This window comes from Burkholderia sp. MSMB1498 (assembly GCF_001526245.1).
Lineage (GTDB): Bacteria > Pseudomonadota > Gammaproteobacteria > Burkholderiales > Burkholderiaceae > Burkholderia > Burkholderia savannae.
In genome coordinates this window covers 88,704-104,500 of sequence record NZ_LOYJ01000016.1, presented here as the reverse complement: position 1 = coordinate 104,500, position 15,797 = coordinate 88,704, and the positions used below count along the sequence as shown (strand labels likewise).

The following is a 15,797-nucleotide window of genomic DNA, read 5'->3' as shown; positions in this document are numbered from 1 at the left end:
TCATGCGGCTTCGTGCAGATAAAGCTCCTGCGCCTCGAAGCGCTGCGCGAGCTCGTCCGACGGCAGCGCGCGGCAGACGAGCCAGCCCTGGATGTGGTTGCAGCCCATCTCCGTCAGCAGCGTGCGCTGCGCCTCGGTCTCGACGCCCTCGGCGACGAGCTCGAGCTCGAGCGTCTGCGCAAGGCCGACGACCGCCGACACGATCGCGCGGTCGTTTCTCGACGTCAACAGATTTTCGACGAAACTTCTGTCGATCTTCAACTTCGCGAGCGGGAAGCTCTGCAGGTACGCAAGGCTCGAATAGCCGGTGCCGAAATCGTCGACCGCGAACCGGATGCCGAGCTCGGTCACTTCCTCGAGCAGCGTCTTCGCGTGATGCGGATCGTGCATCAGAAGGCTTTCGGTGATCTCGAGAACGATCCGGCACGGATCGATGCCCGTCAGCTTGATCGCGTCGCGCACGCTCTGCGTGAAGCGCGGATCGCGGAACTGCTGCGGCGACACGTTGACGGCCACGTATTGCAGCGCGATGCCTTGCCGGTCCCACGACACGAGCTGCATGCACGCGGCCTTCAGCACCCAGTTGCCGAGATAGTTGATGAGGCCGATCGACTCCGCGAGCGGAATGAACGTTGCCGGCGCGACGAGCCCGTGCACCGGGTGATGCCAACGGATCAGCGCCTCGACGCCGACGACGGCGCCCGTGTGGCTCTTCGTGATCGGCTGGAAGTGCAGCGAGAACTCGCCGTTGCGCACGCCGTTGTAGAGATCGGCCTCGAGCTTCAGGCGCTCGGCGTCGGCCGGATCGTCGGTCGGCTGGTGGAACGCGAGCGCGTTGCCGCCCGCCGCCTTCGCCCGCGAGAGAGCGCGGTCCGCGCGCCGCAGCAGCGGACTGTGGTGCTGCGCGTGCTTCGACGCGGCGCGCGCGTCCGGATAGATCGCGATGCCGACGCTCGCCGACAGGTGCACGGCCTGCCCGTCGTACGCGTACGGCCGCTGCACGGCCGTCTGCAGCTGTCGGGCGAGCGCCTCGGCCGCGTCGATCGCGTCGATGCGCGTGGGCGCGTTCAGCATCACCGCGAACTTGTCGCTCGCGACGCGCGCGAGCCGTTCGCCGCGGGTCGCGAGCCGCTGCAGCCGCTGGGCGGTGTCGCGCAGCAGCGCGTCGCCCGCGTCGTAGCCGAGCGCGCGGTTGATTCGCTGGTAGTCGTCGAGATCGAGCAGCAAAAGCGCGGTGCAGCCGCCGCCTTCGTCGGCCGTCTTTTGCGCGCGCATCAGCGCGGGCAGCAGCGCGGACAGGTTGTCGAGCCCCGTCATCGGGTCGTGGTGCAGCTCGTAGGTGAGCCGCGCCTCGATCGCCCGCCACGACGACACGTCGAACGCCGCGATCGCGAAGCCGTCGACGCCGTGGTGGCGGCTGCGCACCGCGCGCACCTCGACGTCGAGCGGGTAGGTCAGCGACTTGACGAGACAGAGCGTCGCCTTCTCGACGTCGCCCGACGCGGACGCGCGGGCGAGCAGGCCGTCGAGCGTCGCGGTATCCTGCTCGGGGATCAGGTCGCGCAGCGTGAGCGTGTGCAGATATTCGCGGTGGTAGCCGATGAAGCGCAGGCCCGCGTCGGACACGTACAGGAAGCGCAGATCGCGGTCGACGTGAGCGAGGAAATCGACCGCACCGACGGTTTGCTCCAGCCAGCTTCGGACCGTATCGTCGGCGCGCGGCGTGCCGGCGCGCGCGGGCATCAGCGCGCCGCCCGACCAGGCGAAGCGGCGGAGCTTGTGAAATGCGGCGCGCCAGGAGCCTTTGCGGGGCGTCTTGTTCCTGATGGCTTCCATGTATCTCGCTGGCGTGAAGGGGCTGGAACCGGTGTCCGGACGCAATAACGGCGCATTGTGCCGATTCTTTAGCGTCAGGGAAGAAAGGATCTAGAGCATTTCGTCATGTGCGGCAGTTCGGCATGCGAACGCGACTGGACGGCTTGCCGGGTGCCGGACCCTGTTGAACGTATGGACATTCGAAGACGAGGACTCAGATGAATCGAAAACTGGCATCGGGCGCGGCGGCCGCGCTCTTCGCGCTGTACACGGTCGCGGCCCATGCGGTGCTGAAGGTCGGCGATGCGGCGCCCGACTTCAGCGCGCAGGCGTCGCTCGGCGGCAAGACTTACACGTACTCGCTCGCCGACGCGCTGAAGAAGGGCCCCGTCGTGCTGTACTTCTATCCGGCCGCGTTCACGACCGGCTGCACGATCGAGGCGCACGCGTTCGCCGACGCGGTCGATGCTTACAAACAGTATGGCGCGACGGTGATCGGCGTCTCGGCGGACGACATCGAGACGCTGACGAAGTTTTCGGTCAGCGAGTGCCGCAGCAAGTTCCCGGTCGCCGCCGATCCGGATGCGAAGATCATCCGCGAGTACGACGCGAAGCTGCCGGCGATTTCGAAGGCGAACCGCGTGTCGTACGTGATTTCGCCGGAAGGGAAGATCCTCTACGAGTACACGAGCCTGTCGCCCGACAAGCACGTCGAGAACACGCTGAACGCGGTGAAGGCGTGGGCGGCGTCGCACAAGCAGCCGTGACGCGGGCGGCGGCCGCGTGAGGCGGGCCAAGGCGGGGGCGGCGCCGTGTCAGGAGGGCTGCCCATCGCGCGGAGCGCGAAGCATGCCGGGCGCGATGCCGGCAGTTGAGGCCGGCAGTTGGGGCCGGCAGCGGGTGCCGGCGACTGAGGCCGGAAGCGGAGGCCGGAAGCGGAGGCCGGCAGCGGAGGCCGGCCGGCGCGCTGCGCGCCCCGGCTCGTTCGTTCAGGCGCGCAGCGCCTGCTCGATCGGCACGCCGCCGCCGACGAAGCCGATCGTCTTCTTCGAGATGCCGAGCTTGATCGCCTCGATCGCCGCCCATGCGACGTCCTGTCGCGCGACGGGCGCTGAGTCGTCGAGGCGATCCTCGGTGAGCGCGATCTTGCCGACGCCCGGATCGTCGGACAGCGGACCCGGCCGCAGGATCACGTAGTCGATGCCCGATGCGATCACGCGGTCGTCGCCTTCGCGCTTCATCTGCGAATAGTGGCGCAGGAACTCGGGGCTGCGCTCCGGCCAGTATGCGGAGAGCGAGCTGATCACGACGAGCTTCTGCACGTTGTGCGCCTTCGCGTATTCGGCCGCGCGCGCAACCGCGTCGCGGTCGACCTGCTCCTCTTCGGCCGCGCCTTCGGATTCGGCGGAGCCCGCCGCGTAGATCGCGTGCGTGATTCCGTTGAATGCGGACGAGAAGTCCGCCGTCAGATCGGCGACGACGACTTTCGCGCCCGGCAGCGCGAAATCCGGCCGGCGCACCAGCGCCGTGACCTCGAAATCCTGCTGCTTGAGCAGCAGGTCCGCGAGCGCGCGGCCCGTGCGGCCGGACGCGCCAATCAGCAGTACCTTCATCGACATGAAACCACTCCTTGCATGGCGTTGCGTCAATGGCGCCCTCTGAACGAGGGACTGACGACGAACGTACAAGTGTATGCCGAATTCGCGTCCGATCGGTGGCGCCGAAACGAGATTCGGATCAAGCGCCGACGTGCGACGGCGGGCTGGCGCACATGGCGGCGCGCGCGCTCCGGTCCGGCCGATCGCGACTGCGGGCGGCGTGCGCGGGCGGCGCGCCGGCGCGATGGTGCTGCCGCCGCGCGCGGGGCCCGCTCATTTATGAATAGGCGAAGGGCTTCGTATCAGGCGTAAGCATTTGTGACATCGCGGCGTCGCCTGCGATCGCGCATCGGGCGATGCGCCGGCGGGCGGCGCGCCCGGTGCGGTTCGGGCCGGGCGAGACGGCCAGAATGGGGCGGGCCCGTTCGAGACTCCCGTCCGGGATCGCCCAGTTTGCGAGTGGCGGCGACGCGGACGGCCCGCGCGCCCGGCGCGCGCCGTCCGCGTGCGACATGCGTGCGACATGCGTGCGACATGCGTGCGACATGCGTGCGACATGCGTGCGACATGCGTGCGACATGCGTGCGACATGCGTGCGACATGCGTGCGACATGCGTGCGACATGCGTGCGACATGCGTGCGACATGCGTGCGACATGCGTGCGACATGCGTGCGACATGCGTGCGACGCGCAGCCGAAGCCGGCCGACCGGCGCGGCTCGCATCGCGCGCGCCCGGCGCGTCAATCGCCCACGATGGCCGCGTTGCCCGACGTCCCGCGGTTCCGGCGCTTTTCCGCCCACACGCGCAGCCGGTCCATGTACAGGTAGACGACGGGCGTCGTATAGAGCGTCAGCATCTGCGACACGATGAGGCCGCCCGCGATCGCGATCCCGAGCGGCGCGCGCAGCTCGGCGCCGTCGCCGCGCCCGAACGCGAGCGGCAGCGCGCCGAGGAGCGCCGCCATCGTCGTCATCATGATCGGCCGAAAGCGCAGCAGGCATGCCTCGTGGATCGCGTCGAACGACGACTTGCCTTGCCGCGACGCATCGATCGCGAAATCGACCATCATGATCGCGTTCTTCTTCACGATGCCGATGAGGAGAATCACGCCGATCAGCGCGATGATGCTGAACTCGGTCTTGAAGAGCAGCAGGCCGAGCAGCGCGCCCACGCCCGCCGACGGCAGCGTCGACAGGATCGTCACCGGGTGGATGTAGCTCTCGTACAGGATGCCGAGCACGATGTAGACGGCCGCGAGCGCGGCGAGGATCAGGACCGGCTGATCCTTCAGCGACTGCTGGAACGCTTGCGCGGTGCCCTGGAAGCTGCCCTGGATCGTCGGCGGCACGCCGATCTGCGCCATCGTCTGGTAGATCACCTGCGTCGCCTTCGACAGCGACACGCCGGGCGGCAGGTTGAACGAGATCGTCGTCGCGACGAACAGGCCCTGGTGGTTGACCGACAAGGGCGTCGTGCTCGGCCCGAAGCGCGCGATCGCGGAGAGCGGCACCATCGTCGACTTAGACGTCGACACCGACGCGCCCGACGACGCGCTCGACTTGCCGCTCGACGAGATCGAGTTGAGCGCCTGGTTGCGCGCCGAATCGGCGGCGATCGCGGCGGCGCTCTGCGCGGCCGTGCCGGCCGTCGACGCGCGCGTCGACGTCGCGACGTAGGTGCCCGCCGCCGCGTTCGTCGTCTGCGCGCCGCTCGCGCTGCCGCCCGACGTGCTCACGTACACCTGGTTCAGCATCTCCGGGCTCTGCCAGTATTGCGGCGCGACTTCCATCACGACGTGGTACTGGTTGAGCGCGTTGTAGATCGTCGACACCTGGCGCTGGCCGAACGCATCGTACAGCGTGTTGTCGATCTGCGCGGGCTTGATGCCGAGGCGCGCGGCCGTCGCGCGGTCGATCGTCACCATCGACTCGAGGCCGCCTTGCTGCTGGTCGGAATTCACGTCGGCGAGTTCGGGGCGTTTCTGCAGCGCCTCCGTCAGGATCGGCCCCCATTTGTACAGATCGGCCGACGAATCGCCGAGCAGCGTGAACTGATACTGCGCGTTGCTCTGCCGGCCGCCCATCCGGATGTCCTGCGCCGCCTGCAGGAACGTGCGCGCGCCCGCGACGTGCGACAGCGGCTCGCGCAGCTGCTGAATCACCTGGTCGGCCGACAGCTTGCGCTGCGGCTTGTCCTTCAGCGCGACGAACATGAAGCCCGAGTTGGTCTGCGTGCCGCCCGTGAAGCCCGCGACGTTGGCGACGTTCGGATTCGCGCTCACGATGCGCATCATCTCGGTGAACTTGAGCTTCATCGCCTGGAACGACGTCGTCTGGTCGGCCTGGATGCCGCCGATCATGAGCCCCGTGTCCTGCTGCGGGAAGAAGCCCTTCGGCACGACGACGTAGAGGAACACGTTGAGCGCGATCGTCGCGGCGAGCGTCATCAGGATCGTGCGCGGATGGCGCAGCGCCCACGACAGCGTGCGCTCGTAGCCGCGCTGCATCCGCTCGAAGCCGCGCTCGAGCCAGCGCGCGAAGCGGCTCTCGTCCCGCGGATCGTGCGGCTCGGGCAGAAGGCGCGCGCACATCATCGGCGTGAGCGTGAGCGACACGACGAGCGACACGGCGATCGCGAGCGACAGCGTGAGCGCGAACTCGCGGAACAGCCGCCCGACGATGCCGCCCATCAGCAGGATCGGCAGGAACACCGCGACGAGCGACAGGCTGATCGACAGCACCGTGAAGCCGACCTCGCGCGCGCCGTCGAACGCGGCCTGCAGGCGCGGCGTGCCGTTCTCGATGTGGCGCGAGATGTTTTCGAGCACGACGATCGCGTCGTCGACGACGAAGCCCGTCGCGACGATGAGCGCCATCAGCGACAGGTTGTTCAGCGAGAACCCGAGCAGGTACATCGCGCCGAACGTGCCGACGATCGAGATCGGCACGGCGACGCTCGGGATCAGCGTCGCGCGCCAGTTGCGCAGGAACAGGAACACGACCATCACGACGAGGCTCACCGCGATGAGCAGCGTGTGCTCGGTGTCGGCGAGCGACGCGCGGATCGTGCGCGAGCGGTCGAGCACCGGCGCCACCTTGATGTCGGCGGGCAGCGCGGCCGTGAGCTGCGGCAGCGCCGCCTTCACGCGGTCGATCGTCTCGATGATGTTCGCGCCGGGCGACCGGTAGAGAATCACGAGCACCGCGCGCTCGCCGTTCGCGAGGCCGAGGTTGCGCAGGTCCTCGACCGAGTCGACGACGCTCGACACGTCCGAGAGGCTCACGGCCGCGTTGTTGCGGTACGCGATCACGAGATCCTTGTACTGCGACGCCTGAGACGCCTGGTCGTTCGTGTACAGCTGGTAGTGGTTCGGGCCGAACTCGATCGCGCCTTTCGGGCTGTTCGCGTTCGCCGACGCGAGCGCGGCGCGCACGTCCTCGAGGCCGATCCCGTAGTGAAAGAGCGCGTGCGGCTCGAGCTCGACGCGCACGGCCGGGTTCGCCGAGCCGCTCAAGCTCACCTGGCCGATGCCGTCGATCTGCGACAGCGATTGCTGGAGCACCGTCGACGCGGCGTCGTACAGCTTCGCGGGCGAGGCCGTCTTCGACGTGAGCGACACGACCATGATCGGCGAATCGGCCGGATTGACCTTGCGGTACGTCGGGTTGCTCTTCAGGCTCGCCGGCAGATCGGCGCGCGCGGCGTTGATGGCCGCCTGCACGTCGCGCGCGGCGCCGTCGATGTCGCGGTTCAGGTTGAACTGCAGCACGATCCGCGCGTTGCCGACCGAGCTCATCGACGTCATCTCGGAGACGTCGGCGATCGAGCCCAGGTGCCGCTCGAGCGGGCTTGTCACGCTCGTCGCGACGGTCTCGGGGCTCGCGCCGGGCAGCGACGCCTGCACCATGATCGTCGGGAAATCGACTTGCGGCAGCGGCGAGACGGGCAGCTTGACGAACGCGAACAGGCCGGCGAGCGCGATCCCGAGCGCGAGCAGCGTCGTCGCGACGGGGCGGGTGATGAACGGGCGCGACAGGTTCATTTACGCGTCCGGATGCGCGGCCGCCGGGCCGGAGCGATCGAAGAAGCCGCGGATGCGGCGCGCGAGCGCGTCGAAGCCGAGGTAGATCACGGGCGTCGTGAAGAGCGTGAGCACTTGCGACACGATGAGCCCGCCCGCGATCGCGATCCCGAGCGGCTGGCGCAGCTCGGAGCCCGCGCCGGAGCCGACGATGAGCGGCACCGCGCCGAGGAGCGCCGCGAGCGTGGTCATCAGGATCGGCCGAAAGCGCAACAGGCACGCCTGGTAGATCGCCTCGCGCGGCGGCTTGCCCTCGACGCGCTCCGCCTCGAGCGCGAAGTCGATCATCATGATCGCGTTCTTCTTCACGATGCCGATCAAGAGCACGATGCCGATGATCCCGATGATGTCGAGGTCGTGGCCGGTGATCATCAGCGCGAGCAGCGCGCCGACGCCCGCCGACGGCAGCGTCGACAGGATCGTGATCGGATGGATGTAGCTCTCGTACAGCACGCCGAGCACGATGTACATCGTGATGATCGCGGCGAGGATCAGGAACAGCTGGTTCGACAGCGACGCCTGGAACGCGAGCGCCGCGCCCTGGAAGCGCGTCTGGAACGACGCGGGCAGCCCGAGCTCGCGCTCGGCCGCCTCGATCGCCTTGACCGCCTCGCCGAGCGACGCGCCCTGAGCGAGGTTGAACGAGATCGTCGTCGCCGGGAACTGCGACAGGTGCGACACGAGAAGCGGCGCCGGCCGCTCGTGGAACGTCGCGATCGAAGCGAGCGGCACCTGCCCGCCGCCCGCCGACGGCAGGTAGATGCCGTTGAGCGAATCGGCGTAGTGCTGCATCTGCGGCTCGGATTCGAGGATCACGCGGTACTGGTTCGACTGCGTGAAGATCGTCGACACGATCCGCTGGCCGTACGCGTCGTAGAGCGCGTTGTCGACGGTCGCGGGCGTGATCCCGAAGCGCGCGGCGTTCGCGCGGTCGATCTCGATGTAGACCGATTTGCCGCTGTTTTGCAGATCGGTCGCGACGTCGGCGAGCGACGGCTCCTTCTTCAGCCGCTCGACGAGCTTCGGCACCCAGGTCGCGAACTCTTCCGCATTCGGGCTCGTCAGCATGAACTGATACTGCGTCGGGCTCACCGTCGAATCGATCGTCAGATCCTGCACCGGCTGCATGTAGAGCGAAATGCCCGTGACGTTCGCCACCTGCTGCTGCAGCGAGCGGATCACGTCGCTCGCCGATTCGCTGCGCTCGTCGCGCGGCTTCAGGTTGATCAGCATGCGGCCGCTGTTGAGCGTGATGTTCGAGCCGTCGACGCCGATGAACGACGTGAGGCTCACGACGTCCGGGTTCTTCAGGATCTCGGCGGCGAGCGCCTGCTGGCGCTCGGCCATCGCGCCGTACGACACCGCCTGCGGCGCCTGCGTGATCGCCTGGATCACGCCGGTGTCCTGCGTCGGGAAGAAGCCCTTCGGAATCACGACGTAGAGGAGGGCGGTGAGCGCGAGCGTCAGCACCGCGACGACGAGCGTGGAGCGCTGCCGGTTCAGCACCCACTGCAGCGCGACGCCGTAGCGCGCGATCACGCGGTCGATCAGCGCGTGCACCTTCGCCTCGAAGCGGTGGCTCTCGGGCGGCGGCGTGTGGCGCAGGAGCTTCGCGCACATCATCGGCACGAGCGTGAGCGACACGACGGCCGAGATCACGATCGTCACCGCGAGCGTGATCGCGAACTCGTGAAAGAGGCGCCCGACGACGTCGCCCATGAAGAGCAGCGGAATCAGCACGGCGATGAGCGACACCGTCAGCGAGATGATCGTGAAGCCGATCTGCTTCGAGCCCTTCAGCGCCGCCTCGAGCGCCGAATCGCCTTCCTCGACGTAGCGCGCGATGTTCTCGATCATCACGATCGCGTCGTCGACGACGAAGCCCGTGGCGATCGTGAGCGCCATCAGCGACAGGTTGTTCAGCGAGAAGCCCGACAGGTACATCACCGCGAGCGTGCCGATCAGCGACAGCGGCACCGACAGGCTCGGGATGATCGTCGCGTAGACGTTCGCGAGGAACAGGTACATCACCAGCACGACGAGCACGACCGCGAGCGCGAGCTCGAACTGCACGTCGCGCACGGCGGCGCGGATCATCGTCGTGCGGTCGGTGACGATCTGCACGTCGAGCGCGGCGGGCAGCGATTCCTGCAGCTTCGGCAGGATCGCCTTGATGTTGTCGACCGTCTGGATCACGTTCGCGCCCGGCTGCCGCTGCACGTTCAGGATGATCGCGGGCTCGGAATCGACCCACGCGCCGAGCTTCGTGTTCTCCGAGCCGGCGACGACTTTCGCGACGTCGGTCAGCATCACGGGCCGGCCGTTCTTGTACGCGACGACGGCGTCGTTGTACTGGTCGGCGCTCGTCAGCTGGTCGTTCGCGTTGATCGTGTACGCGCGCGTCGGGCCGTCGAAGTTGCCCTTCGGCGTGTTGACGTTCAGGTTCGAGATGGTCGTGCGCAGGTCGTCGAGGTTCAGGCCGTACGACGCGAGCGCGAGCGGGTTCGCCTGAATCCGCACGGCCGGCCGGTTGCCGCCCGACAGGCTGACGAGGCCGACGCCCGACACCTGCGAGATCTTCATCGCGAGCCGCGTGTCGGCGAGATCCTGCACCTGCGTGAGCGGCAGCGTCTTCGACGTGACGGCGAGCGTGATGACGGGCGCGTCGGCCGGATTGACCTTCGCGTAGATGGGCGGCGCGGGCAGGTCCGACGGCAACAGGTTACCGGCCGCGTTGATGGCGGCCTGCACTTCCTGCTCGGCGATGTCGAGCGGCAGGTCGAGGCTGAACTGCAGCGTGATCACCGACGCGCCCGCCGAGCTTTGCGACGACATCTGGTTGAGCGACGGCATCTGCCCGAACTGCCGCTCGAGCGGCGCGGTGACGGACGAGGTCATCACCTCGGGGCTCGCGCCCGGATAGAAGGTCTGGACCTGGATCGTCGGATAGTCGACCTCGGGGAGCGCCGCGAGCGGCAGGAAGCGCAGCGCGACGAGACCGGCGAGCATGATCGCCGCCATCAGCAGCGCGGTGCCGACCGGGCGAAGAATGAAGACGCGGGACGGGTTCATCGGTCAGCCGGCGTCATTGCGATTGTGCCTGCGACGCGCCGCGGCGGCGATGCCCGCCGTGCGCGCCGGACGCGGCCGATGCGCCTTTCGCGCCCGACGCCTGCTTCGGCTGCTCGGCCGGGACCGTGATCGCCGAGCCCTCGCGCAGCCGGTCGGAGCCGTCCGTCACGACGCGCTCGCCGGCCGCGAGCCCGTCGACGATGCTCGTGCGCTCGCCGTCGACGGGGCCGGGCTTCACCTTGCGCACGGTCACGGTGTTGTCCGGCTTCACGACATAGACGAACTGGCCGATCGAGCCGGTGAGCACGGCCGACGTCGGCACGATCGTCGCGTCGCGCATCGTGTCGACGAGAAGGCGCGTGTTGACGAACTGATTCGGGAACAGCAGGTTGTTCTTGTTCTCGAACGACGCACGCAGCTTCACGGTGCCGGTGGTCGTGTCGATCTGGTTGTCGAGCGTGTCGAGCATGCCGGTTTCGAGCGGCGACGTGTTGTTGCGGTTGTACGCGGTGATCGACAGCTTGTTGCCGGCGCTCACCTGCTTGAGGATCGCGGGCAGGTTGTCTTCCGAGGTCGTGAAGATGACGCTCATCGGCTGCAGCTGCGTGATGACGACGATGCCGTTCGTGTCCGACGGCGTCACGTAGTTGCCCGGATCGACCTGGCGCAGGCCGACGCGGCCCGACACGGGCGCCGTGATCCGCGCGTACGTGAGGTTGAGCTTCGCGGAATCGATCGCCGCGCGGTCGATCTGCACGGTGCCTTCGTATTGCTTGACGAGCGACGCCTGCGTGTCGGCCGTCTGCTTCGCGATCGAGTCTTGAGCGACGAGCGTCTGGTAGCGCTTCAGGTCGAGGCGCGCGGTCGCGAGGAGCGCCTCGTCGCGCGCGAGCGCGCCCTGCGCGTTCGCGAGCGAGATCTCGTACGGGCGCGGATCGACTTGCGCGAGCACGTCGCCTTTCTTGACGATCTGGCCTTCCTGGAACGACACCGACTGCAGGTAGCCGGACAGCTGGGTCCGCACGGTCACGTTCGCGAGCGGCGTGACGGTGCCGAGCGAATTGAGGACGATCGGCATCTCGCCGCGCGCCGCGGTCGCGACCTGGACGGGCTGCGGCAGGTTCGCGAGCGCGGCCGGCCCGCCGCGCTTGCGCGCGCCGCTTTGCTGGCTCGCGGCGGTCGAGTCGCCGCCGCTCTTCCACGGATGCCACCACAGCAGGCCGCCGGCCACGACGGCCGCGATCGCGCAGAACGCGATCAGCTTGCGGCGCGGGCGGGGGGCTTCGGGGCCCGACGGCGGGTGGGCGGGAGAGCGGGGCGTGGGCTTTTCTTGATTGTCCATCGGTTCGATCTGGAAGTCGGCGTGCAGCGCTTACGGCAGGCGCGGGCGGGCAGCGTTCGCGGGCGGCGCGGCGCGGGCCGACTGCGGCCCGGTCGCGACGCAAAAGAGCGGGGCGCGCCGTTTGGGCGCGGGGTTGCATGATGCTACGTCCCCATGACGGTTACAGTCCAGCGCCCTATCTTTCAGCGAATTACGGTCGTTACAGATGAACGGATGATGACGGTGTCGCGATGACGCGCAAGATGCTGCGGTTGCAGATCGGGCGGGGCGGGGTGTTGTCGGGGCGGATCGGGCTGCGGGCTGCGGGCTGCGGGCTGCGGGCGGCCGGCGAAGGGCGAAGGGCGAAGGGCGAAGGGCGAAGGCGAAGGCGAAGGCGAAGGCGAAGGCGAAGGCGAAGGCGGCCGTTCGCCGCATCGGACGCGGTATGCGCCGCCGGCGCACACCGCGCGCGCGCAAGGGCGGGCAGGGCGTGTCGGGGCATGCGAGGACGCGCGCCAAGGGCCGCGCGTCAGGGCGCGCGGTTCGGCCACGCGGAGCCGCCGATCTCGCGCGTGATCCTCGCGATGCACTCGCGCAGCGCCGGCACCGCGACCGAGCGCAGGAAATCGGGCGTGCACTGGTGCGCGGAGCCGCCGCAGTTGACCGCGTAGCGCTGGCCGGTCGGCGCGACGAAGCCCGCCGCGATCGCATTCAGCTCCTCGCGCCATTCGCCGATCGCGATCGCGTAGCCGTTTTGCGCGATGTCGGCGAGCGCGGAATTGAGCCTCGACACGACGAACGGCCAGTCGTCGCCCGCCGCGGCCTGCAGCGCGCCGATCAGCTCGCGGCGCGCGTCGTCCTCGAGCGCCGCGAGATACGCGCGGCCGACCGCCGTGCGCGCGATGTCCATCCGCGAGCCCGTCTCGAGCCGCGTGACGAGCACGGCCGAGCGCGGACGGATCACGTCGATCGCGACCATGTCGAGGCGGTCGCGCACGGCGAGGTGAACGGACAGCGAGGTCTTTTCGGCGAGCTCGACGAGGAACGGCCGAGAGCGCGCGCGGATGTCGAAGTTGCGCAGGAAGCCGTTGCTGAGCTCGAGCACCGACGCGGTCAGCACGAAGCGCTCGCTGTCGGGCAACTGGAACAGGAAGCCCGCGTTCACGAGCGTCGCCGTGATCCGCGATACGGTTGGCTTGGGGATGCCTGTCAATTCTGCCAGTTCCCGGTTGCTGACCGGGGCGTCGGAGGTGGCGATGCGGCGCAGAACGGCCAAACCGCGCGCGAGGGCCGTGATTTCGTCGGAAGTGGCTTCCCGTTCACGGGAAATGGCCTGAGCGTTGGAGCGTGTCGTCACGGAAATCTCTCTTTTTCGAAACTTGATTTCAGATTTTTATCAATTGTAAGACGAATGCCGGAAAGTGCGCGCGTTTTGCGATAATCTTTCACGATGCGCAATACTTACTCACTTACCCTGAGTTTATTAGGGAAATGTCGGGTCGCGCACAGTCGAAAATGCGCGGGCGGCATGTATTTTTCGCTTGACTTGTCGCCCGGAAACGGAAAAAATGTCTCCCAATTTCGAAACGTTGTTTCGTTAGTTTAGTCGGGAACGACGTTCGATGCAGTCTCTCAGGTTCTAGCACGGCCCTCGGAATGGCTAGAACTTTTTTAGCGCCACGGTCTCCGTGGCGCTTTTTTTTTTGCCTGTTCACTGTCCAGGTAGGCATCCCAAATATTGGGATTTCGCCGGGCAATGCCGACGCGGCCTTCCGTTGCCGTTCTCGCGCCGAGCTGCGCCGCCGCACGCGGCGAGCGCGCATAAAAAAAGGCGCGGTTCCACGAGGGCATCGCGCCAACCCGGCATCGAGCGCCGGCGAATCAGCCGTGACGGCGAAGAGAATCCGGGGTCACGCCTTCTTGAGCTGGATCGCGGCGGGCTCGGCCGTCAGATAGCCGACGCTCGCGCCGAAGCGGTCCTTGTAGTTCGCGCGCACGAGCGGATCGAGCACGCCCTTCACCTTGTCGTGCAGCGGCGATTCCCAATCGCCCGCGTGCTGCAGGTTGCTCATGATGTACGTCCAGCCGTTGATCTCGTCGACCGCGTGCAGGCCCGTCGATTCGGCGCCCGCCGGGCACGACAGCACGCGCGAGAGTTGCTTCGTGTCGACGTTGTACGCCCACAGGAAGTTGTTCACGTGCATCCCCGAGTCCTCGCCGACAAAGAGCGTGCGCAGCTTCTCCGAGTACTTCAGGTTGTCCGGATTCGCGATCTTGTCCGGATTCGCGAGGTTGCCGAGCGCGTCGGCCGCGGCGAGATCCTCGCCGACGAGCGCCGCGGGCGCGCTCATGTCGACGGGCACCCATTCGCTCGCGATCGTCGCGCCCGACGTGTCGCGTTGCCCGCCGCGCATGTTGAGCGCGTAGACGGCGCCCGCGTTGATCGCGCGGTCGAGCGCGATGTCCGGCCCCGCGGCCGCGTTGCCGCGAACCATCGATTTCTGGATGTACGACATCGCCGTATAGAGCACCTTGTCCTTCGCGTTGACCGTCGTGCCTTCGAGCTTCGTGAAGCCCATGCTGCCGCCCGCGTACGCGGCGAAGCGGTGCGTTTCGAGGAACGCCGCGGCCTTCGTCATGCCGGGCTTGATGCGGACCCAGTTGAACGTGCCGCTGAAGTTGATCTTCGAAAACGACGCGTCGCCCGGGTCCTTCGTCGCGACGTCCATGATGTCGGTCGCCGTCAGCCGGTTCGCGAGCGCCTCGATCTCCGCGCTCGTCGCGTGGCCGAGATTGATCCACGTGAGCGTCGCCGAGCCCGGGCCAATCGACGAGGTCTGCGTCCACTTCGCGACGTACAGCGTGCCCGCCGAGAGATCGGCCGCGCTGTCGGCGATGAACATGAAGAGGCCGCCGTTCGTCGCGTCGTCGCCCATCAGCACCGTGCGTTGGTCCGGCATCACCTGCACGAGCTCGTGCGAGATTCGACCGAGGCAATAGTGCTTGCGCACCGAGCCCGTGCCGTCCGGGTTCACCGTGATCTCGGGCAGGTGGCCGTAGTGGTACGGGTTCGCGGCCGTCTCGCTGCCGAACGTGTTCTTGCTGAACGCCTTGAACTGCGCGTCGGTCGCGGCCTTCGTCGCGTCCGGCTCGTACTCCTCGCTCGACAGATGCGTGTTCCACGGCGACAGGCTCGCGCCGCACGTGATCCACAGGCCGTGCGCGGCCGACGTGTCGACGTTGTGATACTTGACGAGCTTGAGCGCGCCCGTGGCCGGGTCCTGGTCGAGCGTCAGCACGGCGATCGGCGACGGCAGCCGGCCGTATTGCGACGCGCTCGCCAGGTCGCGCGTCGTGTATTCGAACTGCACGACGGCGAACACCGCGTTGCCTTTCACGCCCGGCACGCTCGCGTTCTTGAGCGTGAGCAGCGAGCTGCCGTCCGGGCAGTCGGAGTAGAACTGGCGCGCCTGGCCCGGCGCCGAGCGATCGACGATCGGCCGGTTGTCGATGTCGTAGTAGCCGCCCGCGAGGGTCGTGCCGCCTTTGCCGTCGGGCACCTGGTCGCCCGTCACGAAGAACGGCCGGTACGCGAGCTTGTAGTCGCGCGACGTGCCGTCGGTGAACGAGACGGACAGCGTCGAGCCGACCGTCGTCGTCGCCATCGCGGCCGGGCTGGCGAGCGTCGGCGCGGCCATCGACGCGAACGCGGCCGCCGCGAAGCTCGCGGCGGGCGGCGCGGCGGCGACGTCTTCGTCGCCGCCGCAGCCGGTGAGCAGGGCGGGGAGCGCGACGCCGGAAAGCGGCAGCATCGGCGCGCCGGCGAGGATCTTCAAGGCATGGCGGCGGGAGGGATTGGGCAACGCGGGCATGGGGAATCCAGTTGTTGTGGGCGACGGGAGCCGCCG

Annotated in this window: 8 protein-coding genes; 1 reads left to right on the top strand and 7 read right to left on the bottom strand. The window is 68.0% G+C overall.

Features of this window, described 5'->3' with window-relative positions:
• The gene (gene cdpA, locus WS91_RS03880; protein ID WP_081989375.1) at window positions 1–1,743 is read right to left on the bottom strand and encodes a cyclic di-GMP phosphodiesterase CdpA; all 1,743 of its coding nucleotides are present in this window, start codon (window positions 1,741–1,743) and stop codon (window positions 1–3) included.
• 290 nt (window positions 1,744–2,033) lie between these two features.
• Between cdpA and WS91_RS03875 the strand changes: the two genes are divergently transcribed.
• Window positions 2,034–2,582 carry a peroxiredoxin gene (locus WS91_RS03875; protein WP_038744762.1) on the top strand — a complete coding sequence of 183 codons (549 nt, stop codon included), beginning with the start codon at window positions 2,034–2,036 and terminating at the stop codon, window positions 2,580–2,582.
• A gap of 222 nt (window positions 2,583–2,804) precedes the next feature.
• On the opposite strand, the gene WS91_RS03870 is transcribed toward WS91_RS03875, so the two are convergent.
• The 6 genes from WS91_RS03870 to WS91_RS03840 form a co-directional block, all read right to left on the bottom strand.
• A complete protein-coding gene (locus WS91_RS03870) occupies window positions 2,805–3,434 on the bottom strand; it encodes an SDR family oxidoreductase (RefSeq protein ID WP_038744764.1) in 630 nt (209 codons plus the stop codon).
• A 720-nt stretch (window positions 3,435–4,154) separates the two neighbouring features.
• A complete protein-coding gene (locus WS91_RS03860) occupies window positions 4,155–7,457 on the bottom strand; it encodes an efflux RND transporter permease subunit (RefSeq protein WP_038744765.1) in 3,303 nt (1,100 codons plus the stop codon).
• Window positions 7,458–10,568: an MdtB/MuxB family multidrug efflux RND transporter permease subunit gene (locus WS91_RS03855; RefSeq protein ID WP_038744766.1), complete on the bottom strand. Its 3,111-nt coding sequence runs from the start codon at window positions 10,566–10,568 to the stop codon at window positions 7,458–7,460. It lies immediately after the preceding gene.
• Between the two features lie 13 nt (window positions 10,569–10,581).
• On the bottom strand, window positions 10,582–11,910 hold the full coding sequence (locus WS91_RS03850) for an MdtA/MuxA family multidrug efflux RND transporter periplasmic adaptor subunit (protein WP_038744767.1): 1,329 nt from the start codon (window positions 11,908–11,910) through the stop codon (window positions 10,582–10,584).
• A 508-nt stretch (window positions 11,911–12,418) separates the two neighbouring features.
• A complete protein-coding gene (locus tag WS91_RS03845) occupies window positions 12,419–13,246 on the bottom strand; it encodes an IclR family transcriptional regulator (RefSeq protein ID WP_038744769.1) in 828 nt (275 codons plus the stop codon).
• 553 nt (window positions 13,247–13,799) lie between these two features.
• Complete coding sequence (locus WS91_RS03840) at window positions 13,800–15,761, bottom strand: PhoX family protein (RefSeq protein WP_059669770.1); 1,962 nt, start codon at window positions 15,759–15,761, stop codon at window positions 13,800–13,802.
• Between the last annotated feature and the right edge of the window lie 36 nt (window positions 15,762–15,797).